Genomic DNA, 24,626 nt, shown 5'->3' with positions numbered 1-24,626 from the left:
GTAGATTTAGCCTGATTCTCAGTCGGTAATTTCAACGACCACCAGCTCTCGCTCGCTGGCGCCACGGGCATGATCCAATGCCTGCTGATATGCAGGAGAATTGTAGCACTCTACCGCAGCCTCGACGGTTGGGAAGCGGGCGACCACATTGCGTGGTCGCTCTTTGCCCTCTAACTGCACGTAACGTGCCGCGCGGGCGATGAATTCACCCCCATGCGCCGCAATTGCCGGCCCTGCAAGCTCGGCGTATTTTCCATAAGCATCGGCGTCTGTCACAGTGACGTGTGCGATCCAAAGTGCTGGCATCTTATCCTCCCAAAACCTGTTCAGCCGCCTTGATTGCAGCCTCTGCATTTGAGGCATCCTTGCCCCCACCCTGTGCCATGTCAGGCCGTCCACCACCGCCCTTGCCGCCAAGTTCAGTCACCGCCGCGCGGACCAGATCCACCGCAGATACCGTGTCTGTCAGGTCCGAAGTGACACCCGCTGCGACAGCCGCTTTGCCGCCGGTATCAGCAATCAATAATACTGCGCCCGTACCCAAACGGCTTTTGTGCTCATCAATCAATGCAGGCAGGTCCTTTCCGGACACACCCGAGAGCGACTGCGCAAAGAACGCAACGCCGTTCACATCGCGCGCTTCCGCTCCACCGCCCTGCCCCGCGCCTCCGGCCATGGCCAGATCACGGCGCAACTGCGCAACTTCGTTTTGCAGCGACTTACGCTCATCCAGCAGAGTCTTAACACGCGCCACAACGTCATCCGGCTGGGCTTTCAACTCAAGCGCAATCGCTGAAAGGCGATGGTCCTGTTTCGACAGATACTTAAACGCGTCATCACCGGTCAAAGCCTCGATCCGCCGCACGCCCGCGCTGCTGGCACTGTCGCCCAACACGACGAAGGTTCCGATATCACCGGTCTGGCGCACATGGGTACCGCCACACAGTTCAATCGACCAAGTTTCGCCATCCTGGCCTTTGCCGGTGGGTGCTTTGCCCATCGAAACCACGCGCACCTCATCCCCGTATTTCTCACCGAACAGAGCTTGAGCACCCAGTTCACGGGCGTCATCAGGTGTCATAATCCTGGTTTCCACGGTTGAGTTTTGGCGGATGAATGCGTTCACCTCTCGCTCAACTTTCTGCACTTCTTCCGGTGTCAGAGCCTTGGAATGGCTGAAATCGAACCGCAAACGATCTGATGCGTTGAGCGACCCGCGCTGCGCCACGTGGTCACCCAATGTCTCGCGCAGAGCTTCATGCAGAAGGTGCGTCGCGGAGTGGTTGGCACGAATGGCCGTGCGGCGCGCGTGATCGACTTCCAGCTCAACTGCGTCACCTTTTGAGATCGCCCCATGATCAATCGTGACCTTGTGAGCATAGACTTTGCCATCAGCAAACTTTCTGGTGTCTTCAACGCGGGCGATATCGTCGCGCTCATCCAACCTGCGAATTTCACCAGTGTCGCCGACCTGGCCGCCGGCCTCGCCATAGAACGGTGTCTGGTTGACTACGACCCAGCCGGTACCACCCTTCTCGATCTTGTCGACCAATACACCATCGACCACCAACGCAGCGACCTGCCCTTCGGCCTTTTCAGTATCGTAGCCAAGGAAATCGGTCGCACCGGCCGCATCCAGCACATCGAACCAAACCACCTGATCGGCAGATTCGCCAGACCCGGCCCACGCCGCGCGAGCCTTGGCTTTTTGTTCGGCCATGGCCACGTCAAATCCATCGGTGTCGACGGTTCGACCTTTCTCGCGCAGCGCATCCTGCGTCAGATCAAGCGGGAAACCATAGGTATCATACAGTTTGAACGCCGCGTCTCCGGGTAGTGGATCGCCTTCAGGTAAGCCCGAGACTTCCTCATCCAACAGCTTCAGACCGCGATCCAAAGTTTGCTTGAACCGAGTTTCCTCAAGCAGCAGTGTCTCTTCGATCAGTGGCTGCGCCTGACCAAGCTCTGAATATTGCGCACCCATCAATTGCACCAGCGTGGGTACCAGGCGGTGCATCACCGGATCTTTGGCCCCCAACAGATGCGCATGGCGCATCGCGCGGCGCATGATACGGCGCAGAACATACCCTCGCCCATCGTTTGACGGCATCACACCATCCGCGATCAGGAACGAAGTTGAACGCAAGTGGTCCGCAATCACGCGATGATGCACGTTTTGATCCCCATAAGGATCAACACCGGTCGCATCCGCAGAGGCTTCGATCAGCGTTTTGAACAGATCGGTGTCATAATTGTCGTGGCTGCCTTGCAGCAACGCACCAATGCGTTCCAATCCCATGCCGGTGTCGATCGACTGCATGTCGAGTTCGACCATCGAGCCGTCTTCGAACTGCTCGTTCTGCATGAAAACAATGTTCCAGATTTCGATGAACCGATCACCATCTTCCTCAGCCGAACCCGGAGGCCCACCCCAGATGTGATCACCGTGGTCATAGAAAATCTCGGTGCACGGGCCGCAGGGGCCGGTAGGGCCCATTTGCCAGAAATTGTCATTGGTAGCGATGCGGATGATCCGGTCTTCAGGGACACCAACCTTTTTCCAGATTTCAAATGCCTCATCATCGGTGTGATAGACAGTGGCCAACAGACGGTTCTTATCGATACCAAACTCTTTGGTGATCAGTTCCCAAGCGAACGGTATCGCCTCATGCTTAAAGTAATCCCCGAATGAGAAATTCCCCAGCATTTCAAAGAACGTATGGTGGCGAGCGGTATAGCCCACATTGTCCAGATCGTTATGTTTGCCGCCTGCACGCACGCATTTCTGTGCAGTGGTAGCACGGCTGTAGTCGCGGGTTTCGACGCCAGTAAACAGATTCTTGAACTGAACCATACCCGAGTTGACGAACATCAGTGTCGGATCATTGCGCGGAACCAGCGGACTGGACGCAACCACTTCGTGCCCCTGCTTGGCAAAGTAGTTCAGGAAGGTAGATCGAATGTCGTTCAGCGTTGGCATAAGGCTCTCTCGGCGCGCAGTCGTTATGGTCAGCAAAGGTTTAGCCCCACCCCCCGAGAGTGTCCACAGCATTGGCCCATCCGAAACGAAACAAGGCGGCCCCGAGGGGCCACCCTGTTCCAGATATTTTAGCACTACCGGGGTGCCGGGGGATTTCTTCGGTTCCCCCTCAGGCACGCTTTAAGCTTCGAGGATGTCATCCTCTTCCGTTTCGGGTGGCATTTCAAAGTCTAACCCATGCGCGGCACGTATTTTGTCTTCGATCTCGAGCGCCGCACGGGAATTGTCACGCAGATATTGCTTGGCATTCTCACGCCCCTGCCCGATCCGCTCATCACCGTAGCTAAACCACGAACCCGACTTTTCGACCACACCGGCCTTGACGCCCAGATCCAGAAGCTCACCCATCTTGCTGATGCCTTCGCCATACATGATGTCGAATTCCACCTGCTTGAACGGCGGTGCCACCTTGTTCTTGACGACCTTGACGCGGGTCTGGTTGCCCACAACTTCGTCCCGATCCTTGATCGCACCGATACGGCGAATATCCAGACGGACCGAGCTGTAGAATTTCAACGCATTACCACCGGTAGTGGTTTCCGGGCTGCCAAACATCACACCGATCTTCATCCTGATCTGGTTTATGAAGATCACCATGCAGTTCGAGCGATTGATCGAGCCGGTCAGCTTGCGCATCGCCTGGCTCATCAGCCGGGCCTGAACACCCACGCTGCTGTCACCCATGTCGCCTTCCAACTCGGATTTCGGCGTCAGCGCCGCAACCGAGTCGACCACGACCATGTTCACGGCCCCCGACCGCACCAAGGTGTCGGTGATCTCAAGTGCCTGCTCGCCGGTGTCGGGCTGAGAGATCAGCAATTCATCCAGATCCACACCCAGCTTGCGCGCATATTGAGGGTCCAGTGCATGTTCTGCGTCGACGAACGCGCAGACTCCGCCGCGTTTTTGCTGTTCAGCGATGCAGTGCAGCGTCAGCGTGGTCTTACCCGAGCTTTCCGGGCCATAAATCTCGACGATCCGGCCCATCGGCAAGCCGCCGATCCCCAGAGCGATATCCAAGCCCAGCGATCCGGTCGAACTCGCATCGATATCCTGCTTGGAATCTTCGCCCAACTTCATGATCGAGCCTTTGCCGAACTGCCGTTCGATCTGGGCCAATGCGCTGTCGAGCGCCTTTTGCTTGTCTGCGTTTTTCTTGTCGCTCATCGTCAGAAGATCCGCCATTGTCCTGTCGCCTTCTCTTTTGTCACACCCTTGATCGGGCGGCAATCGCTGCTTTGTTCGCCTCTTGTTCCTTATGGGACCAAAAAGAGAACATTTCAACTAAAACTTATGAAAACTACTCTTCAGCAATTGTGTTAAAGAGTCGTTTACGACAATCTGGGACATGAAAGGCATTGAAGAGAAAAGATAAATGCTTGTTTTCTATGAAAAGCGGCTTGCGCTTCTGTCTGTTCCAAAGACCGGCTCCACCGCGTATCAATCAGCTTTGCGCGATCGGGCCGATATCGTCGTGTCCGGACCAACAGACCTGAAACATGCGAACATGCGTCGCTATGATCGCTTCTTCCAGACCATGTTTCGCAAGATGTTTGATGCAGAAATGGACGTCATGGCCATTGTGCGCGAACCTGTCGATTGGTTGGGAAGTTGGTATCGATATCGAACGCGCGCCGAATTGGCAGGTCATCCGCATTCCACAAAAGGTTTAAGCTTCGAGGCATTTCTCGACGCCTATATGCAAAACCCCCGCCCGGCCTACGCAGATGTGGGATGCCAAACCGATTTTTTGCAACCCCGCAGTAACGGTAAAGGTGTTGCGCATATCTTCAAATATGACAGCCAGCAAAAGATACTGGATTTCCTTCAGAATCGGCTGGAATGTAAAATCGATCTACCACGAGAGAACGTCTCGCCCGCTTGCCCGATGGACTTCTCAAAACAAACTGAACTCCGGTTCCAATCATTGAACGCCGCAGAATACGCATTGTATCGTGCTGCCGAATAGCGTTTTCAATTCATTTGCTGAAACACCGCTTCGGTCAGCTGGGTCAACGAAAACGGCTTGGGCAGGAAGGTGGAATTTTCGATCTGAGGACCAGATTCGCCGAATGCCCCCTCAGTATAGCCTGACATGAAGACCACCCGAACGTTAGGGCGGGTTTTCATGGCCTCGCGCACCCAAGTCGGGCCGTCCATTCCGGGCATGACCACATCTGTAACAAAAACATCCACCAGCAAATTGGGGTCGTCCAACAATTGCAGTGCATCTTCGGCTGATTCAGCTTCAAGCACAGTGTAGCCTTTCAAGCGAAGCGCCCGCGTCGCGAAGGCGCGCACCGGGGCTTCGTCTTCGACCAACAAAACCACGCCTTCACCCAATCGGGAACTTTGCACCTCTGACGTATCGGGGGCCTCAGGCTCCGATTCTTGGACCCGGGAACTCACAGGCAAGAGCACGGTGAATTCCGTTCCCCGGTCCTGTACACTGTCGACAAATATGAAACCACCAGTCTGTTTTACGATCCCGTAAACAGTCGATAGCCCCAGCCCCGTCCCCTCGCCTGTGCGTTTGGTCGTATAAAATGGCTCAAACACTTTTTGCAGTTTGTCTGCAGGAATCCCGATGCCGCTGTCGATGACTTTGACCGTAACATATTCCCCCGGCTGTACCGTAGCCCGATCGCGCGTGATCGATTGATCCAATGTCACTACTTCGGTCTCGATCCGAATCTCCCCACCCTCGGGCATCGCATCACGCGCATTGACGACCAGGTTCATCAAGACCTGCTCTAACTGGCGCTTGTCCGCGCAGACGGATTTGAGCACCGGATCATGACTGAGCGTCAGGCGGACCTTCTCGCCCACAAGACGGTTTAGCAAATGGATAAGGTCTGAAATTGTATCTCGCAGATCCAGCACCTCGGGCCGGAGCGTTTGTTTGCGCGAAAAGGCCAGAAGCTGGCTGACCAACGCTGCAGCACGGTTGGCGTTCTGATTGATCTGTACAAGATCGCCGTAATTCGGGTCATCTTGGTCATGGCGCAACAGCAACAGATCACAATGCCCCGAAATCGCCGTCAGCAAGTTATTGAAATCATGTGCGACCCCGCCAGCCAATTGCCCAACGGCTTGCATCTTCTGGCCTTGGACAAACTGCGCCTCCATCGTTTTCAGTTCGGTGGCATCGTTCAGAACCGCAATAAGACAAACCTGACCATCCCTGAGAATCCGTGACAGCGTAACTTGCACAAACACCTCTTTGTCCTTGCGCACCAAACGCAGGAATTCAGACCGCGGTGCTGCGCCTTGTTCGGCAGCACTCGCCAGCCAGTCCCTGATCGGATAGCCGAGCCCCTGCATCATGCTTTCGATATTCGTCCGCCCCGGTTGGATCTCACCGACCAATTCAACCGCGAGGTGGTTTGCTTCGCTAACATCTCCATCGGGAGACATGCACATGATCGCAACTGGCAAATCTGCAAATGATGTCGTGTGCTGCGGTCCTTCGGCGTGCTGCAGCGGCGTTAAAAGCAACTCACGCACAATACCGCTGTGCCTGAGCGTTGTGACAGTGAATGATGCTTCGGTTTCCCCGGTTTTAATCTGTATGATGCTACCATCAACTGCACCGCCAGCCTGAACCATCGGCTTGAGGCAGGTGGGAATCTGACCAAAAAGTTCGATTGCTGCATCATTGGCATCCAGCACCACGTCATTTCGTCCGACCGTCAGAACCGGCCGCTGCACGCTGCGCCAGATCTGAGGTGCATCTATTCTAAAACGCCAGCAAAACCGATTTTCACCCAGCTTTGAAACAGACACCGGTATTGTTTGTCCGCGCGTGACAACATCTTCTTCCCAAAATCCTCGTTTCAGGGCATGAGACTGCAAACGCAACAGCACCGCCGACGGGTTTGCAAATACGGTACGCAGAGACTCATCTAATCGCATACCCGCGTTCCGAATAAGACGTGCATTGGCCTGAGCGTTTGCAACTAGCACCTCGCCCGTCGCATCCGAAATGACACAGGCATCGGTTTCTTGCTCTAGAAAACCCGTCATCGCAGCGTATGTTTGCACTTCGATCTGTTTCAATATCCAAGCACGCGCCAAGGCAAAGACCACTACTACCAAGAAGGACAAGCCAACGGCTGCGACCCCGGCACTTAACCGTGGCGGCAAGACGTCAAAGAAGGAAAGTACGCTCAATAAAATGGCGATCAATGCCAGCGAGGCATAGCGCCCACGATCAATGCCCCATCCACTTGATCGAGAGGGGTTAAATTCAGATTGAATAGACATAAACAGCCCGGATTATTACAATTTCTGATCAATATCTGCCTACAATGGTTAATTGCTGCTTAATGATCAGTGACATAAACTTCTTAAGGTTGTGTTTTAAAGTTTATATTCTCGTCAAGTGTGCTGTGAAAAATCCATCGGTCCCGTGTGAAACCAGCCACGTTTTGCGGTATCCGCTCTGCCATTCGGGATTGCTGGCCAAGAATCCATCAATAATGCCGTCGTTTTCAATCGTCAGCATCGAGCAGGTCGCATAGGCAAGCACGCCTTTGGACGCAACGAGAGGTGAAACGTCTCGTAGAATAGCGGCCTGAATCTGCGTCAGCTCGTCCAAGCGCTCCGGCGTAAGCGCCCATTTCCCTGCCGGTGCGCGGCGCCACGATCCGCTGCCGGAACAGGGCACATCTGTCAAAACGACATCGAACGGCGCCTGACTGGAGACTTGGCCTGTGGTCAGGATCTTGACATCCGCGCCCGCCCTTGCCGCGCGCGCTGGCAAGTCGCGCATACGGTTGGGATTGGCATCATGGGCAAAGACCTGAACACCCATATCCGTAGCCGCTAAAGCAAGGGACTTGCCTCCGCCACCCGCACAATAGTCCAGGACACGCATGCCTGGCTGTAAATCAAGCGCGGCAACAACCGCCTGGCTTGCGGCATCCTGCAACTCAACCAGCCCATCTGTATACGGACCGCTCTGAGATATCTTGCGTGCGCCTACGGTCACTTCCAATGCGGTGTCGCAAGCCGAATGTGGATGCGCCGTAATCCCATCGGCAGCCAATCGCTGAATGGCCGAGGGTCGGTCAGCTTTCAGCAGATTAACCCTCAGATGAACCGGAGCGCGCGATTGTAGCGTGGCTGCGGCAAGTTCAGCTTCGTCCTTCAACGCGGCCTGAAATTGGGGCCACAACCATTCAGGGATATCCAGACGTTCTGCGTCGCTCTGAAATGACCTGGGTTGGTCAGCTTCGGTTACCTCTGCAGGTGCATACCGCGCACCCGAAAATAATGACGTTAGGTCTGAGTCCAAGGATCGGGCGGCACCGATCATCAGGCCGCGCCCCGTCTCGGATCCACCGAGCGCCGAGAAGGATCGCTTGCACCGCAATGCATCAAACACATGATCCCGGATCGCAGCGCGATCCTTAGATCCCGCGAACCGACTGCGTCGAGCCCAGCCGGTCAACGCCTTCTCGACCGGTGCACCGGCAAGAATGTCATCGAGGATCTCGATCGAGGCCTGAACCCGAGCAGCAGGTGTCATCGCGTTTTCCGTTCGTCTACACGATCAATTTCGAGAGACCCCCTGAAGGGTCTCACAAACTTACATCACGCGATAATTGGGGCTTTCCCGTGTGATCTGAACGTCATGCACATGGCTTTCCTTCAAACCTGCGCCAGTGATTTTGACAAAGTTGCAGTTCTGGCGCATCTCATCGACGGTGGCACAACCGGTATAGCCCATCGCCGCGCGCAAACCTCCAACCAGTTGGTGCACAACAGCGCTTGCGGACCCTTTGTACGGCACCTGACCTTCGATCCCTTCGGGCACCAGCTTGTCATTCGCGGCGTCCTTCTGGAAATAGCGATCCGCCGAGCCGCGCGCCATCGCACCCAGGCTGCCCATGCCGCGATAGGATTTGAACGAACGTCCTTGATACAGAATGACCTCGCCCGGGCTTTCATCCGTACCAGCGATCATTGAGCCGACCATGGCACAAGACGCACCCGCCGCTATGGCCTTGGCAAAATCGCCCGAGAATTTGATGCCACCATCAGCAATGACCGGAACTTCCCCCGCCGCAGCGGCACAATCCATGATGGCCGTCAACTGAGGGACGCCAACACCCGCGACCATCCGTGTGGTACAGATCGAGCCGGGCCCGATGCCCACTTTGATCGCGTCTGCACCTGCATCGATCAGCGCTTTGGTGGCTTCGGCAGTGGCGACGTTACCGGCGATGATCTGAACCTCGTTCGACAGCGTCTTGGCACGTTTCACCGCGTCCAGAACCCCCTGCGAATGGCCGTGTGCCGTGTCCACAACGATGATGTCGACGCCTGAATCCACCAGCTGCTCAGACCGCTCAAATCCTGCATCACCAACCGAGGTAGCCGCTGCCACCCTCAGGCGACCCAGGCGGTCTTTGCATGCAGTAGGGTTCAGCACAGCCTGTTCGGTGTCTTTCAGGGTCAGCAAACCGGTCAGCTTGCCACCACCGTCAACAACCAACAGTTTTTCGATCCGGCGCGCGCGCATCAGGCTTTTGGCTTCTTCGAGATCGGCAGGCTCTTGCAGCATCGCCAGATTGTCCGAAGTCATCATCGCGTGGATCGGCGTATCATCCGAGGTTGCAAAGCGCATATCTCGGTTCGTGACGATACCAACGACCCGGCCACTTTCGTCTACCACAGGGAAACCTGTGAAATTATACCGCTCGACCAAAGCCTGCGCATCCGCCAGTGTCTGATCCGCGCGCAACGTCACAGGGTTATAGACGATACCGGATTCGAACCGCTTTACCCGACGAATTTCACGCGCCTGTTCCTCGACTGAGAGGTTCTTGTGCACAACTCCGATCCCTCCGGCTTGTGCCATCGCGATGGCCATGCGCGCCTCGGTCACCGTGTCCATCGCCGAACTGAGCAGCGGGATGTTCATAGTGATTTCACGCGTCACGCGTGTGCTCGTATCTGCCGTTGCCGGAAGCACAGAAGATGCGCCCGGAACCAGAAGAACGTCGTCGAAGGTGAGTGCCTCACGAATCTGCATTTGATAACCCCATGCAAAAGCCCGTTTGACGGTGACCCTATTGCATGGATTTCACCAGAGGGAAAGCCCCGAACCCAAGTTGTTTTCCCCTGCGGGCTTCTGCCACGCCCGAAAACGACGCTAGCAATGCAAAACGTGCCGCTGAATGCCCTTTCCCTTTGCGTTCAAACCCATATGTTCGCCGGCATACGCGCGAATACAAAGGCAGGCCATTCATGACCACCGATCCTCTTGTCGTTTTTACCCCGTCCGGCAAACGCGGACACTTTCCCGTTGGCACGCCAATCCTGACGGCAGCGCGCCAGTTGGGTGTCGATCTTGATTCAGTCTGCGGTGGACGCGGTATTTGTTCGAAATGTCAGATCACCCCCAGCTATGGCGAGTTTCCCAAGCATGGCGTGACCGTCTCGGAGGACGCGCTGAGCGAGTGGAACGCGGTTGAACAGCGTTATGACGACAAGCGAGGCTTGAAACCCGGGCGCCGTTTGGGCTGTCAGGCCTCGGTTCAGGGTGACGTGGTGATCGACGTGCCTCCTGAAAGCCAGGTTCACCGCCAGGTGGTCCGCAAGGCCGCCGCCGCCCGCGCCATCACCATGGACCCTGCAACACGCCTGTATTTCGTGGTGGTTGAAGAACCCGACATGCACTCGCCCACAGGCGATCTGGAACGGTTAGAACGCGCCCTGCGCGAGCAGTGGAAGATCGATGCAATCACCGCCGACCTGTCGCTGATGTCCAAGCTGCAGCCAGTGCTGCGCAAAGGGAAATGGGAGGTCACGGTCGCCGTCCACAAAGGCCACAAGGACAACGTGGCCCGTATCGTCGAAATTTGGCCCGGCCTGCACGAACATGGGCTTTACGGTCTGGCTATCGACCTCGGCTCGACCACCATCGCTGCGCACCTGACCGATCTGGAAACCGGTGAAGTCAAGGCTTCTTCCGGCCTGATGAACCCGCAAATTCGTTTCGGCGAAGACCTGATGAGCCGCGTGTCTTACGCCATGATGAATCCCGGTGGCGACAAGGAAATGACCCGGGCCGTGCGCGAAGCGATCAACGATCTGACCACTTCAATCGCTGATGAGGCCGGGATCGATGCCGCTTTGATCGTCGAAACAGTGTTCGTCTGCAATCCGGTCATGCACCACCTTCTGCTGGGTCTGGACCCGGTTGAACTGGGTCAGGCCCCATTTGCGTTGGCAAGTTCGGAAAGCATGTCCCTGCCTGCGCATGAGATGGACCTGACCACGATGAATCCACGCGCGCAGGTCTACATCCTGCCGTGTATTGCGGGCCATGTGGGTGCGGACTGCGCTGCCGTTGCCCTATCCGAGGAACCCGGCAAGTCCGACGATCTGGTACTGATCGTGGATGTGGGTACCAATGCGGAAATCTTGCTGGGCAACACCCACCGCGTTCTGGCCTGTTCGTCACCCACCGGCCCCGCATTTGAGGGTGCCCAGATCAGCTCGGGCCAGAGAGCCGCGCCCGGTGCGATTGAACGAATCGAAATCGATCCTGTCACCAAAGAACCGCGTTTCCGCGTGATCGGGTCCGAGAAATGGTCGAATGACGAAGGCTTTGATCAGGACATTGCCACCACGGGCATCACCGGTATCTGCGGCTCAGGCATTATCGAGGCCGTGGCCGAGATGCGCATTGCAGGTCTTCTGGACGAAAGCGGGCTGATCGGCTCGGCCGCGCAGACGGGCACATCGCGTTGCATTCCCGAAGGCCGCACCAACTCTTATCTGATCCACGACGCCAGCGCCGAGGGCGGTCCGCGTATCACGGTAACTCAGGGTGATATCCGTGCCATCCAGTTGGCTAAATCCGCGCTCTACGCCGGAGCGCGTCTCCTAATGGATGAGATGGAGGTTGACCGTGTGGATCGTGTGGTACTGGCCGGTGCCTTCGGCGCGCATATTTCGACCAAACACGCGATGGTGCTGGGTATGATCCCTGATGCACCGCTGGAGAAGGTCTCCAGCGCGGGTAATGCCGCTGGAACCGGTGCCCGGATCGCGCTGTGTAACATCGGATCGCGGGCCGAGATCGAACGCGTGGTGCGCGAGATCACCAAGGTCGAAACGGCAATCGAGCCCAAGTTTCAGGACCATTTCGTCGCCGCCAATGCGATCCCGCACAAAACCGATCCGTTCCCTGAATTGGCCCAGGTCGTCACCCTGCCCGCTCCGTCCTTCAATACCGGCGGCGGGGATGAGGAAAAATCTGGCCGCCGACGCCGCCGGAGGTCATAGTCGCCCCATCCACAGGAGGCGAACATGACATCAGTGAACGAGGAACAGGCGGAATTCTGGGGAAACTCGGAACAAGGCACCAAATGGCTGACCTATGAGGATCAGCTTGACCACGCCTTTGCGCCTGTTCTTGATCTCGTTCTGAACCGGGCCGCCTTGTCGGCAGGCATGAAGGTGCTGGATATCGGATGTGGCACGGGCGTCAGTGCAATCGCTGCCGCCCGCGCGGTAGGGCCGAACGGGCACGTTCTGGCCGCTGACATTTCACAGCCCTTTCTGGACCGCGCAGCCAAACGTGCTGAAAGCGACGGGATACAGACTATCACTTTTCAGCACGCGGATGCGCAAACCTACGCGTTTGAACCCGGACAAATGGATGCCGCAATCTCCCGGTTTGGTGTCATGTTCTTTAGCGACTCGATCGCAGCATTCCGAAACATCGCCTCGGCACTGAAACCCGGTGGGCAAATGACGTTCGCTTCCTGGGGGCCATTGGACGTCAACCCGTGGTTCAAGATACCCCATGTCGCCGCCGTTCGGCGAATGGGTCAACCGCCCCGCGTAGACCGCTATGCGCCCGGGCCGCTGGCGTTCCACGACATCGACCATGTCAAAGGTCTGATGACCCAAGCGGGGCTGTCTGAAATAACCGGCGACGCGATCACAGTGAACCTGACGGGTTTTGGCGGCGTTGAAGGCACGGCGAGGCTGGTGACACGTGTTGGTCCTGCGGGCCGTGTTGTTGCTCATTTCGAAGGGAGTGAGGCTGATACTGACGCTATTCAACAAGCGGTCGCAGAAGAGTTCCGACAGTATCAGTCTGGTTCGGAGATCCTCATCCCGGCGATGATCAACCTCTATCAGGCCCGACGCGCAGAATGATTGGAGCGGGTAGCGGGAATCGAACCCGCGCGTTCAGCTTGGGAAGCTGACAGGCTACCATTACATCATACCCGCCGCTGGGCATTGATTAGCACTGCTCTTTACCGGGGTTCAAGGGTCAACAAACCCTGACGAATCGAAAAGGCCGGATCAAAGATCCGGCCCAATCGATTGTTTTATATACCTTAAGCGCGGCGACGGCGACCGCCGCCACGACGTCCGCGTGCACCCTCGCCTTCGGCTCCGGCCTCGGCGGGTGGTTTGTTGAACCTGATCCACTCACCGCCATGTGCGTCGTTGTTGGTCAGCAGGTTGGCGGCGCGGATGGCCTCCATCTCTTTGCCCGCACGCGGAAGGGTCGAACCCAGACCGAACATCTGTACAAAGGTTTCGTCGTCCATATCCTCGGGCAGAATGATACCGGCGGCAGCAACGGCCTCTTTCTTTTCAGCAATCTTCTTCTGAGTCACCGGCAGAGCCACCGGGTTCATGATCGCTGAAGTCATTCCCGCACCCATTGCCATCGGCAGGAAGGCGTTGTTGATACCGTGACGGTTCGGCAGGCCGAACGAGATGTTGGACGCACCGCATGTGGTGTTCACGCCCAGCTCTTCCCGCAGACGACGGACCAGAGCAAACACCTGCTGGCCAGCAGTTGCCATCGCACCAATCGGCATGACCAGCGGATCGACCACGATGTCATGAGCCGGGATGCCGTGATCGGCTGCACGCTCAACGATGGTTTTGGCGACGGCAAAACGCACATCGGGGTCTTCCGAGATTCCGGTGTCATCGTTCGAGATCGCCACAACGGGTACGTTGTATTTCTTGACCAGTGGCAAAACCAGTTCCAGACGCTCTTCTTCACCGGTGACCGAGTTCAACAGCGGACGACCTTCCGCCGCCTCAAGACCGGCTTCCAAAGCGCCCGGAACCGAGGAATCGATGCAAAGCGGTACATCAACAAGCCCCTGCACCAGCTCGACGATCTTGGTCATCAGCGGCGGCTCGGTCTCGTTCGGGTTGGGGTTCGAGTTGTAGACGACACCTGCGTTGATATCCAGAACGGTCGCGCCTGCAGCGACCTGCGCCAGAGCATCCTTTTCGACTGTCGAGAAATCGCCTGCTTCCAATTCGGCAGCCAGTTTCTTACGGCCCGTTGGGTTGATCCGCTCACCGATAACGCAGAACGGTTCGTCAAAGCCCAGAACGGCAGTTTTTGTTTTTGATTCTACGACTGTACGGGTCATGTCCGTTCCTTAGGAGTTAACCGGCTTTGCCGAAGCGCCGCCGTTGTTGATCGCCCAGTTGGCGTTGGTCTTGATCCCGCCCAGCGGGAAGAAGTGTACCTTGGTGATATTGAAATCCGGGTTGGCTGCCTTGTGATTGGCCAGTTCGGTGACCACATCGGTTGGCTCGTAAGGCAACAGCAGCTTGGACACGTCCATGGCGCGCTTCTGCAGGACTTTCAGCGATGGACCAACGCCGCAGGCGATAGCGAATTTGATCAGCGTCTGCAGCTTCGCCGGGCCCGCGATACCGATATGGATCGGCAGATCAATACCCGCTTCTTTCAGACCGTTTGCCCAAGCGATGATCGGCTTGGCGTCGAACGCAAACTGAGTGGCCAGCGCCATTTCGGCGTCGGTGGTTTCCGAAAACTTCTGCTTCCAGCGCAGCGCGTCATCGACATTCTTGGTCGAGCCGTCGGGATCGATATCCTTGTTGCCTTCGGGGTGACCGGCTACGTGCAGTCGCTTGAACCCCGCCTTGTCGAACAGTCCGGTTTCCAGCAGCTGCATCGAGCTGTCGAAATCACCATGCGGTTTGGCGACCCCACCGGCCAGCAGAAGCGCCTGCTCGACGCCCGCTTCACCCTGATACATGGAAATCCAGTTTTCCAGCGTTGCGGCATCCTTGATGATCCGTGCCGGGAAATGCGGCATGACAGGGTAACCTTCGGCCGCGATGCGCTTGGCAGTTTTGACCATGTCTTCGATTGGCGTGCCCTCGATATGGGCGATGTAGACACGGGTGCCTTCTGGCAGCAGCGCGCGGAAATCTTCGACCTTTTCCGCAGTGCGCGGCATCACCTCGATCGAGTAGCCCTGCAAAAAGGCTTCGACGGTCGGGTTCACAGGGCCGTTTTCGACCGCATCACGTTTCTTGAAGTTCAGCAAAGCCATAGCGGCCTCCCATAAAGATCTGGGGCTCATGCCCAACCGTCATTGGCGATCAGGGTCTTGATACGGTCCTGATCGTACTCTGTTTCCAAACGCGCGGCCTCGGCTTCGGCAATTTCGGACGGGTCGCCCTCAACTGCGAAAGGCTCGGCTTTGCGCCACTCGGCCAGATAGGCATCACTATCCTTGGCGTTCACCTTCATTGCGGCCCGGTCGATGGCTTGTTCAAACCGCTCTTCCAACTGCCGCTTAGCGCCACGACGGCCCTTGCCGACGATGACTTGGGCGGGAATATCGCGCCAATATACGATGGTGACGTCAGGCATTACCGTGATTCCTCCTAACCAGATGGACCGGTTCTAAACTTCAATGTGGGTCCAAGTCGGTCGATTTTCGACATACGGCGTATTTGCAGCGACCTTTTTGCCCACGGCTGCATACCGCAGCTTTTAATGCCTTGGTGGCCAAAACCGAACATCAAAATCCTAATGACTTTAATGAGCGTCTTGCGTGATCCAATTGCGCGACCTATGGTCGGGGTAACTCGAAAATCGGAGGGCGTTTAAGATGGCGCCCAAGCGTCCCAGAGGTGCGGGCGCGTTCCCGAAAGCGGTCGAAAGCCCCGCGCCGGCAAGACCCGATCCAGATGCGTTATATGCGGCACTGGATTTGGGGACAAATAGCTGCCGCATGTTGATCGCCCAGCCCAAGGGCAGTGGATTTCATGTGGTGGACAGCTTCTCCAAATCGGTGCAGTTGGGTGCCGGTCTGGAACGCACCGGGCGATTGTCGCGGGCGTCCATGGCACGTACCGTACAGGCGCTGCGGATTTGTCAGCAAAAACTCAAGCGTAACAAGGTCAAGCGCATGCGCTTGATCGCAACCGAGGCTTGCCGTCGCGCCAAGAATTCACGCGATTTCATCCGGCAAGTTAAACGCGAAACCGGCCTGACGCTCGACATCATCCAGCCCGAGGAAGAAGCACGTCTGGCTGTGATTTCCTGTGCACCGCTGGTGTCGACCAAGACCGAGCAATTGTTGGTCGTCGATATCGGCGGCGGCTCAACCGAATTGGTCTGGATCGACATCTCCTCTGTTCCTCGTCGGGATCGGCCTGCCGCGATTATGAGATTGCATAACGGGTTCCACACACCTGAAAGCCCTTTCCCTGCGGCCAAGGTAGTTGATTGGATCAGCGTCCCGCTGGGCGTGGCAACATTGCGTGATCAGTTCAACGACGTCGAAGACGATGCCGCGCGTTTTGCGCTAATGAGCTGGTTTTTCGAAGAAAATCTGGCCGATTTCGCACCTTACAAGGATGAACAGGCCCGCGAAGGGTTTCAGATTGTGGGCACCAGCGGAACGGTGACCACTGTCGCCGCCTCACACCTTGGCCTCAAGCGCTATGACCGGACGAAGGTGGACGGATTGCGGATGACCAGCGATCAGATTGACAAGGTGATACGAGGCTATCTAGAACTCGGCCCTCGTGGGCGCCGCCGTGATCCCCGGATCGGGGAAGATCGGCAGGCCCTGATCATGTCCGGCTCGGCCATCTTGCAGGCCCTGTTGCGCTGCTGGCCCACCGATCGCCTTTCTGTGGCGGACCGTGGGCTGCGCGAGGGTTTGCTTTATGCGCAAATGAGTGCGGACGGTGTATTGGAAGACGGACCGTTCTGATGGCGAAGACACCAACTGGCAAAAGCAACTCGGGTCGCGGACAACGCGACCTGAAGGTGAAGGTCAAGACAGCGCGCGGGCGCAAGCTCAGCTCGACCCGCTGGTTAGAACGGCAGTTGAACGACCCCTATGTCAAACGCGCGCAGGTCGAAGGCTATCGCGGACGCGCGGCATTCAAGATACTTGAGTTGGACGACAAGTTCCGGTTTCTCGTACCCGGCGCGCGCGTGGTCGATCTGGGATGTGCGCCCGGTGGCTGGCTGCAAGTCGCTGTGAAACGCGTCAATGCACTCGGCGAGAAAAGCGGCAAGCGCATCGGCACCGTCCTGGGGGTTGACCTTCAAGAGGTTGAGCCCGTCGCCGGTGCCACCGCGCATGTCCTTGATTTCATGGAAGATGACGCCGATCAGAAGGTCAAGGACTGGCTGGGTGGCAAAGCGGACGTGGTCATGTCTGATATGGCGGCTGCATCCTCGGGCCACAAACAGACTGATCACCTGCGGATCATGGCCTTGTGCGAAACGGCGGCTTATTTCGCGTTCGACGTGCTGGAAGAGGGCGGCACCTTCGTTGCCAAGGTGCTTGCTGGCGGGGCTGAGGGGGACCTTCAGAAACTGCTCAAGCAGAAATTCAACAAGGTTGCCAATGTGAAGCCTCCGGCCTCACGTTCTGATAGTTCCGAGAAGTTTGTTGTCGCCACCGGCTTCCGGGGTTAAGCGGCGTTAATCCAGATCGATCTTTCCCGGCGCTATACTCTGTTTCCGCAGAGACGCTGCAGCTATGCCTTGCAGCAATAGTGCTTCGCCATGATTGATATCGACAGGCTTGCGCGCGCGCAGCTCTTCAATACGCTGGTCAAGCGTCGTTTTACGGGCCGCCGTCAGCGGCTTTGCGAGGGTTGCGGTGCGATCCGGCATACATCACCTGTAGCAATCCGAGTGCTTATACCGGTTGGCTAACCGCAGAATGCGCCGTGAAGATGGCGCAAATCTGCCAGTTCCATGCCAGTTATCTCCCGAGTTCCTGCGCCAGTTGCATTAAGTTTGGATCATCGGGAAGAACTAACAAGGCCTCGTCCAATGTCGCCAACGCAGCCTGAACACCGCGATTGATGTGGGCAAGTTGAACCAGCATCGGCCAAGCCTCAACGCGCTGCGGGTCGAGCGTTACAACCTCGCGGAATGCACGTTCTGCAGCCGGCGCGTTTCTGAGCGTAAGCGCCCAACCACCCAACACCAAATGGGTCTCAGGAAAGTCCAAACGATTGGAAATGCTACGTTGCCAATCCGCCATGCCCTGCTGCGCGCTTGCGCGTTGGTCTTGCGTCATGGCCTGCGCTGGGATCGATAAGAACTCTTTCGCAGCCGAGATGCGTACATTGCGCATGGGGTCGGATAACAACGGCTCTAACCGCGAAGCGCGCAACTGGGCAGGAACCTGACGCTGCAGTACCGGTCCATTGGCCCGTATCAGTGGGTCCGGATCGGCCAGCAACGGTGCTAGACGCTCGGCAAGATCAGGCGTTGCAAAAGGTTGCAACAAATACAGAGCGGTTGCGCGAACGATACCTGCCTGCCCTTCATCCAGAGCGATCGCGACCAGCGTTTCAGGGTCGTCCAATTGACCACTGCCTGCTGCTGCAAATGTCGTGCCATAATGCGCCACTCTATAGGATGATTCCGGGAACCAGAGTTCAATCTGCTGCGCCGCCCAAGACTGATCTTCATCCGCATGGCAATCAGTGCAGGCATCAGTTCCGAGCCCAAGATCAGGGCGGGGAATGCGGAAGCTGTGATCGCGCCTGCCATCTACCCCCATATAGACACGCTCGATCATGTGGCAGTTCTTGCATTGGGCACCCGCAGAATTTTCGGCATGTTGGTGATGCGCGGGCGTGTCATATTCCGCCAGCCGAAGGGTCGGGAAATCCGGGTTGCCACCGGGGGAGTGGCATTGGGTACACAACCCATTACCCTCGGCTTTCACCTCAGCCCGGTGCGGATCGTGGCAATTCATGCAACCCACCCCTTCTGCATACATGCGCGACTGCAGGAATGAGCCATAAACATAGACCTCGTCCAAAATCTGGCCATCTGGGTGATACAAACCCGGTCGCAGCAACGCCAGGTTATAGGCGTCGTGATACGGCTTGCCGGGAAGCGGATTACCATCTTCTAACGCCTCGCGCCGGGAATGACAGCCGGCGCATTGCTGAATTTCCGCTTCTTTCTGCCCCCTGCCCCATGTCGTAGGGAATCCGAACTCGCTCAAACCGTCTTGCAACACTTTTCCGGTCGTCCACTCCAAATGCGCAGAACCCGGCCCGTGGCAAGCCTCGCACCCGACACCAATTTCGACCTGTGTCGAGGCATAGCGCCTTTCCTCAGAGTCGTAGTTCTTCACATAACCGGTCGCATGACACTCGGCACAGCGGGCGTTCCAGTTTTTGTACGGACCGGTCCAGTGCAGCCCATCATTCGGAGGCAAATCCTGATCTGGATAAAGGTGAAACCAACGGCCCTTTTCGACGTCCCAAACAACGTCGAAACTCTGCAACCGGCCGGGTTCGGTTTCGAAAAGATATTGCTGTAGCGGCGCGATACCAACCACTGAATGTACCGGATAGGTCGTTGTAACGCCGTCTTTTTCGGTGACTTGCGCCGTAAGAGCTCCATCTTGATCCGCAAAGGCCACGCTAATTCCATCATGCGAGAATCGTGTTCCATCGAAATCAGCCTGAACATGGCCGTCCTCCACCTCAGTCCAGGCAAGCGCATGGTATGAGCTTTCCCAGGCTTCGGTTTCTTCCTTATGACAATCCGAGCACGCGTCTGATCCAACATAGTCCTGCGCCTGCGACTGCTGCGCGGTCGCCCAAAGGATCGCGGTCATCACGATAGCGCGGAGATACATCATTGCCCCTCTTCGTTTTGCAAATCGATCAGCGCGCCGTTGTATTCAGCCCCGAGGATCAGCATGGCCGAGCATAAGTACAGGAAAATCAGCGCTGCCATTGCCCCTGCAAGCCCGGCATACGTCGCGCTATAGGTCGCAAACTTGGCGATGTAGATTGAAAAGCCCCATCCACCTGCAGCCCACAAAGCCAATGTCAGGATTACGCCCGGCAAGATTTGTAGTAGGCTGTGCCGTCGGGTGGGCAAGATCAGATGAGCCAAAAGAACGGTGCCAGCGGGGACAGCCACGGTAAAGGTCCATCGCAGACGATCCACCGACAGCCAGTTGTCCACATCCACTGCCGTCTTTTCCGAAACCAAACGGGTATAGACCGGCAGAACGACTTCGACCGCCGCGATGGCCAGAATGGCAGCACCGCCGATTATGACCAGCACAAAGCACAGCAGTCGGGTCTTCCAGAAGGGCCAATTGTCCGTGTCGTGATAGGCCTGCGCCATCGCCTTTCGCACGGCGGCGACTCCGTTCGAGGCAAAGTAGATCGCCAACAAGCCACCCAAAGTGATCACGCCCGAGCCCGCACCGGCCAGAACAGCACGCAGTTCTGAAACGATGGGATCGGCCACGTCTTTGGGCCAGGCGCCAAATATCAGTTCGATCAGTTCATCGGTCACATAGCCCTGTGACAAGGCCCCTGCCAGCGCAACCGTGAACAGAACGAATGGAAACAGGGCCATCATCAACGACATGGCGACGTGGCTGCTCATGACGAAGCCGTTTTTGTCATTAAATCGGCGCACAGCAAGCCAGAGCGCACGCAGGAATTGGCCGAACGAGGGAATCAAAACAGTTGGCATTGCGCTAGCCTAGCCTGCCTTTTCCTTTGGCAGAACCGTCAATCGGATCAGGCCACCGATTTCATGCGTATAACCTTCTGTATGGATTGCATAAACCCGCCAGCCTGTGCAGGATCAATCAAAACACATCCAGGCAGCACTCAGACCAAGGCCATCTTATGACCTCTGACCCAGAAAACAGCCCTTCCCGTGCGCGTCCGCAACTGAGCGTATTGCGGGATGTTGCGATCGTGGCCACGCTAATGGTGCTTGGCCTCTATGCAGGGGCAAACTTTCTGGTGCCGTTGACCATGGCGTTACTGGTCAACGTGCTGATCCTGGCCCTTAGCGACCGGGTCATTGCAGTGACGCGGGTGCCAATCTGGTTGGCGAATGTCGCGGGAGTAACAGTTGTATTGGCCGGTTTGTTCATGATCATGTACATTCTGGGCAGTCAGGCCACGCAGTTTGCACGCTCGATCAACACCTACGAAAGCCAGTTTGACGGGGCTGTTCATAGAATTACCGGGTTGGTCGGCAACGATGTCACAAGTTTTATCCGAGACAATCTGGTCAGCATCGATATGTCCTATGTCGCTCGGATATTGCTGGGCAGCGCCACATCACTGCTTAACCAGTTCTTCCTAATCAGCCTCTATGTCGCCTTTCTGATGGCCGAGCGGTTGGCCTTTCGCAAGAAAATCCAGCTTGCCGCCGGCAACCCACGGCTGGGGGCTGACCTGGCCTTGGTTCTGGATGCGATTTCGTACAGCCTGCAGCGATACGTCGGCGTGAAAACATTTATCAGTCTGATCACCGCCACCATCAGCTACGCCGTATTCAAAGCGCTGGGTCTGGAATATGCTGAAACCTGGGCCGTGCTGACTTTCGCCCTGAATTTCATCCCGTCAATCGGTTCGATCATCGCCGTCATCTTTCCCGCAATGATCGCTCTGGTTCAGTTTGAGACGATCGGGCCATTTCTCGTGATCGTTCTGGGGTGCGGCACACTACAGTTTCTAATCGGCAACTTTCTGGATCCGGCTATGCTTGGCCGATCGCTGAACATGTCGACGTTCCTAGTGATTTTGGCGTTGACCTTCTGGACCACGGTCTGGGGTCTGATCGGAGCGTTCCTGAGTGTGCCTTTGACCGTCTGCATCCTGATCATCTTCAGCCACATCCCCGCGCTGCGCCCGGTCGCGATCTTGATGTCTTTGGATGGAAGGCTCGGTGAGGATGATCACTCGTCAACAGAACATTCGGCTTGAAAGTCCGTCAACTTTGACAGCTAGCGACGAGGGCGCGTCGATCTTTCAACCTCAGCCGACCATACCCGCCTTCGATCAAGTCTAATTCGATAAGCCTGTGTAATGCTCGGTGAAGCGTTGGCGCAGAGACTGCAATCATAGCCGCCAGCTCTTCCTGCGAAACCGGTATCCAACCCTCTGCATCGGATGTCACCTCATCCAGATGCAGCAACCTCAGAACCAGCCGTTTCTCGGTGCCGGTCACCGCAAGATTGGCTACGATACGCAGGGCTTTTTGCATGTTTTCATGACTCAAAGCGTAGAAATCCCGAACAAAGTCAGGAGAATCCTGCACTAAGCGTTCTAGCCGCGAGGCCGGAAAGAAAAGCGTTTCGGTTGGCCGAGTCGCTACCACGCTGATCAGCCGATGTGCAGTCGCAAACAACGCGAGATCGCCGATCCAAAAGCCACGTCCCTCTTGATGTATGACAAATTCCTGACCGTCATCTGCGGGGACGGTGATCTTAACACTACCATCCAATACAGCGTGGATCCCGTTGGCGGGATCACCCTGGACAAACAAAGCTTCGTCAGCACCGTAAGTTCGGCGCACGGCGCTGCGCATCAGAGCATCCTGAAAGGCGGGAGATCTGGTTTTGAACCAGGAACTTTCCTGCAGCGCGTCTAGATCAGTTTCAATTAATGCCATCTATATATTTAAACTTCATCATATGATAAATTTCAATCAGGCTCGCTGGCCTACATTACTTACACACGAATCCCGCAATCTGGCTATTTTCGCGGGATATCCAATGCTTAACGACTGCAACTAATCCTATTCTGGACACAAGTCTCAGATAGTTCACAGGGACAAATTGTCCACAAGTTCAGGAGTAAAACATGTTAACTACAACCCGGTTCTTGGAAAGCTGGCGTATCGGACTGCGCCGTACCGCAGCAGCGTCGATTGCCGTTCTGGTCGCACTGCCCGCATGGGCGCAGGATCAAAAACCCAACATTCTGGTCATTTGGGGCGATGACATCGGCCAATCCAACATTTCGGCCTACACAATGGGCCTTATGGGATACCAGACCCCCAATATCGACAGGGTCGCCGATGAAGGCATGATCTTCACCGATTATTATGGCGAGCAATCCTGCACAGCTGGCCGCTCATCTTACATCATGGGCCAATCGGTGTTCCGGACTGGACTGTCCAAGGTTGGCTTGCCTGGCGCTAAAGAAGGGATGCAGATCGAAGACCCCACGATTGCAGGGTTGCTCAAGGATCATGGGTACGTGACCGGCCAGTTTGGCAAGAACCACCTGGGCGACCGAGATGAGCATCTGCCGACAAATCACGGATTTGATGAGTTTTTTGGGAATCTCTATCACCTCAATGCCGAAGAAGAACCCGAGCATGAAGATTATCCCGGGGACGCGGTTCTGCCCGACGGGCGCACGTTCCGCGAGGCCTATGGTCCGCGCGGTGTGATCAAGTCCAGCGCAGGCGGCCCCATCGAAGACACCGGTCCACTGACACGCAAACGCATGGAAACGGTGGATCAGGAAACCCTGGAAGCTGCCGTTGAGTTCATTCGTGAGGCCAACCAGAACGGCACACCATTCTATGTCTGGTGGAATGGCACACGCATGCATTTCCGCACCCATGTCGGGGAAGAAATGCGCGAAACAGCCAACGAAATCCTAGGTAGTCCGGCCGATGAATACACGGCGGGCATGATCGAACATGACATTCAGGTCGGCCAACTGCTTGATCTGCTGGACGAACTCGGCATCGCCGACAACACTATCGTTCATTATTCCACCGATAACGGCCCGCATTACAACACTTGGCCGGATGCCGCTTCGACACCGTTCTGGGGCGAAAAGAATACCAACTGGGAAGGCGGCTGGCGCGTACCATCCATGGTGCGTTGGCCCGGTAAGATCGAAGCGGGTTCGATCTCGAACGAAATCGTGCATCACATGGATTGGCTGCCCACCTATCTGGCGGTCGCTGGCGACCCCGAAATCAAGGAAAAGCTGAAAGCCGGCTATTCCTCACCTGCCATGGGTCGCGACTACAAAGTGCATCTGGATGGCTACAATATCTTGCCACTGCTGACCGGTGAGACCACTGAAAGCCCCCGCCGAGAAATCTTTTATTTCACGGATGACGGCGACCTGTCCGCTTTGCGTTTTGACGACTGGAAGCTGATCTTTTTGGAGCAAAAAGCATGGGCCACCCTGCGCGCATGGATGGAACCATTCACGGAACTGCGCGTGCCGATCATCGTGAATTTGCGCCGCGACCCTTATGAGCGTGGATACCGTACATCCAACACATACTACGACTGGATGATCGACCGGGTGTATTTCCTAGTACCGGCGCAGCAATATGTGGCGAGTTTCCTGAGTACTTTCCAAGAATTCCCACCACGTCAGAAGGCGGCCAGCTTCAGCCTTGATCAGGTGATGCAGAAATTGGCCACACCAACTTCGAACTAGAAAACAAGACAGGGGCCGCCGTAAAGCG

20 protein-coding genes and 1 tRNA gene are annotated in these 24,626 nt (G+C 56.5%); 7 read left to right on the top strand and 14 right to left on the bottom strand.

The window, feature by feature from the left end; all coding sequences use genetic code 11:
* Positions 1-18: 18 nt before the first annotated feature.
* From ACR0DK_RS11175 to recA, 3 genes are all read right to left on the bottom strand, one after another.
* Complete coding sequence (locus ACR0DK_RS11175) at positions 19-306, bottom strand: DUF1330 domain-containing protein (protein ID WP_170393026.1); 288 nt, start codon at positions 304-306, stop codon at positions 19-21.
* A gap of 1 nt (position 307) precedes the next feature.
* Positions 308-2,980, bottom strand: a complete 2,673-nt coding sequence (gene alaS / locus ACR0DK_RS11170) for an alanine--tRNA ligase (protein ID WP_480736625.1) — start codon at positions 2,978-2,980, stop codon at positions 308-310.
* Positions 2,981-3,160: 180 nt separating this feature from the next.
* Positions 3,161-4,225: a recombinase RecA gene (recA, locus tag ACR0DK_RS11165; protein ID WP_170595572.1), complete on the bottom strand. Its 1,065-nt coding sequence runs from the start codon at positions 4,223-4,225 to the stop codon at positions 3,161-3,163.
* Positions 4,226-4,415: 190 nt separating this feature from the next.
* Here recA and ACR0DK_RS11160 point away from each other — a divergent pair, with 190 nt between their 5' ends.
* Entirely contained in the window at positions 4,416-5,009 is a 594-nt protein-coding gene (locus ACR0DK_RS11160; protein WP_170562662.1) for a sulfotransferase family 2 domain-containing protein, read from the top strand.
* 5 nt (positions 5,010-5,014) lie between these two features.
* Here ACR0DK_RS11160 and ACR0DK_RS11155 read toward each other — a convergent pair whose 3' ends face one another.
* The 3 genes from ACR0DK_RS11155 to guaB form a co-directional block, all read right to left on the bottom strand.
* Entirely contained in the window at positions 5,015-7,306 is a 2,292-nt protein-coding gene (locus ACR0DK_RS11155) for an ATP-binding protein (RefSeq protein ID WP_480736158.1), read from the bottom strand.
* Between the two features lie 103 nt (positions 7,307-7,409).
* Positions 7,410-8,573 carry an RsmB/NOP family class I SAM-dependent RNA methyltransferase gene (locus ACR0DK_RS11150; RefSeq protein ID WP_480736156.1) on the bottom strand — a complete coding sequence of 388 codons (1,164 nt, stop codon included), beginning with the start codon at positions 8,571-8,573 and terminating at the stop codon, positions 7,410-7,412.
* Between the two features lie 60 nt (positions 8,574-8,633).
* A complete protein-coding gene (guaB, locus tag ACR0DK_RS11145; protein ID WP_170510229.1) occupies positions 8,634-10,082 on the bottom strand; it encodes an IMP dehydrogenase in 1,449 nt (482 codons plus the stop codon).
* Between the two features lie 215 nt (positions 10,083-10,297).
* Between guaB and ACR0DK_RS11140 the strand changes: the two genes are divergently transcribed.
* On the top strand, positions 10,298-12,343 hold the full coding sequence (locus tag ACR0DK_RS11140; protein ID WP_223118024.1) for an ASKHA domain-containing protein: 2,046 nt from the start codon (positions 10,298-10,300) through the stop codon (positions 12,341-12,343).
* 24 nt (positions 12,344-12,367) lie between these two features.
* Positions 12,368-13,225: a class I SAM-dependent methyltransferase gene (locus ACR0DK_RS11135; RefSeq protein WP_170509785.1), complete on the top strand. Its 858-nt coding sequence runs from the start codon at positions 12,368-12,370 to the stop codon at positions 13,223-13,225.
* Between the two features lies 1 nt (position 13,226).
* Here the strand turns inward: ACR0DK_RS11135 and ACR0DK_RS11130 are convergent.
* The 4 genes from ACR0DK_RS11130 to ACR0DK_RS11115 form a co-directional block, all read right to left on the bottom strand.
* Positions 13,227-13,300, bottom strand: a tRNA-Gly gene (locus ACR0DK_RS11130).
* A gap of 110 nt (positions 13,301-13,410) precedes the next feature.
* Complete coding sequence (locus ACR0DK_RS11125) at positions 13,411-14,475, bottom strand: methyltetrahydrofolate cobalamin methyltransferase (protein ID WP_170393018.1); 1,065 nt, start codon at positions 14,473-14,475, stop codon at positions 13,411-13,413.
* 9 nt (positions 14,476-14,484) lie between these two features.
* Positions 14,485-15,411, bottom strand: a complete 927-nt coding sequence (locus ACR0DK_RS11120) for a methylenetetrahydrofolate reductase (protein WP_170509779.1) — start codon at positions 15,409-15,411, stop codon at positions 14,485-14,487.
* A 26-nt stretch (positions 15,412-15,437) separates the two neighbouring features.
* Complete coding sequence (locus ACR0DK_RS11115; RefSeq protein ID WP_170393016.1) at positions 15,438-15,734, bottom strand: virulence factor; 297 nt, start codon at positions 15,732-15,734, stop codon at positions 15,438-15,440.
* Between the two features lie 241 nt (positions 15,735-15,975).
* Between ACR0DK_RS11115 and ACR0DK_RS11110 the strand changes: the two genes are divergently transcribed.
* Positions 15,976-17,088, top strand: a complete 1,113-nt coding sequence (locus ACR0DK_RS11110; RefSeq protein ID WP_170393015.1) for a Ppx/GppA phosphatase family protein — start codon at positions 15,976-15,978, stop codon at positions 17,086-17,088.
* Positions 17,088-17,804 (top strand): RlmE family RNA methyltransferase, encoded by a 717-nt coding sequence (locus ACR0DK_RS11105; protein WP_170393014.1) that lies wholly within the window; start codon positions 17,088-17,090, stop codon positions 17,802-17,804. The genes ACR0DK_RS11110 and ACR0DK_RS11105 overlap by 1 nt, the downstream gene beginning before the upstream one ends.
* Before the next feature lie 6 nt (positions 17,805-17,810).
* Here ACR0DK_RS11105 and ACR0DK_RS11100 read toward each other — a convergent pair whose 3' ends face one another.
* The 3 genes from ACR0DK_RS11100 to ACR0DK_RS11090 all read right to left on the bottom strand — a co-directional run bounded on the left by ACR0DK_RS11100 (position 17,811) and on the right by ACR0DK_RS11090 (position 20,858).
* Complete coding sequence (locus tag ACR0DK_RS11100) at positions 17,811-18,005, bottom strand: hypothetical protein (protein WP_170393013.1); 195 nt, start codon at positions 18,003-18,005, stop codon at positions 17,811-17,813.
* A 91-nt stretch (positions 18,006-18,096) separates the two neighbouring features.
* Positions 18,097-20,001 (bottom strand): cytochrome c3 family protein, encoded by a 1,905-nt coding sequence (locus tag ACR0DK_RS11095; RefSeq protein ID WP_480736623.1) that lies wholly within the window; start codon positions 19,999-20,001, stop codon positions 18,097-18,099.
* Positions 20,001-20,858: a YihY/virulence factor BrkB family protein gene (locus ACR0DK_RS11090; protein WP_170393012.1), complete on the bottom strand. Its 858-nt coding sequence runs from the start codon at positions 20,856-20,858 to the stop codon at positions 20,001-20,003. The genes ACR0DK_RS11095 and ACR0DK_RS11090 overlap by 1 nt, the downstream gene beginning before the upstream one ends.
* 158 nt (positions 20,859-21,016) lie before the next feature.
* Here ACR0DK_RS11090 and ACR0DK_RS11085 point away from each other — a divergent pair, with 158 nt between their 5' ends.
* On the top strand, positions 21,017-22,108 hold the full coding sequence (locus tag ACR0DK_RS11085; protein WP_170421749.1) for an AI-2E family transporter: 1,092 nt from the start codon (positions 21,017-21,019) through the stop codon (positions 22,106-22,108).
* A 7-nt stretch (positions 22,109-22,115) separates the two neighbouring features.
* On the opposite strand, the gene ACR0DK_RS11080 is transcribed toward ACR0DK_RS11085, so the two are convergent.
* Complete coding sequence (locus ACR0DK_RS11080) at positions 22,116-22,796, bottom strand: Crp/Fnr family transcriptional regulator (RefSeq protein WP_170562640.1); 681 nt, start codon at positions 22,794-22,796, stop codon at positions 22,116-22,118.
* Between the two features lie 191 nt (positions 22,797-22,987).
* Between ACR0DK_RS11080 and ACR0DK_RS11075 the strand changes: the two genes are divergently transcribed.
* On the top strand, positions 22,988-24,598 hold the full coding sequence (locus ACR0DK_RS11075; protein ID WP_255612093.1) for an arylsulfatase: 1,611 nt from the start codon (positions 22,988-22,990) through the stop codon (positions 24,596-24,598).
* Positions 24,599-24,626 lie beyond the last annotated feature (28 nt).

The sequence above is a fragment of the Ruegeria sp. CE6 genome, from assembly GCF_056537485.1.
This window is presented reverse-complemented; position numbering and strand designations above follow the sequence as displayed.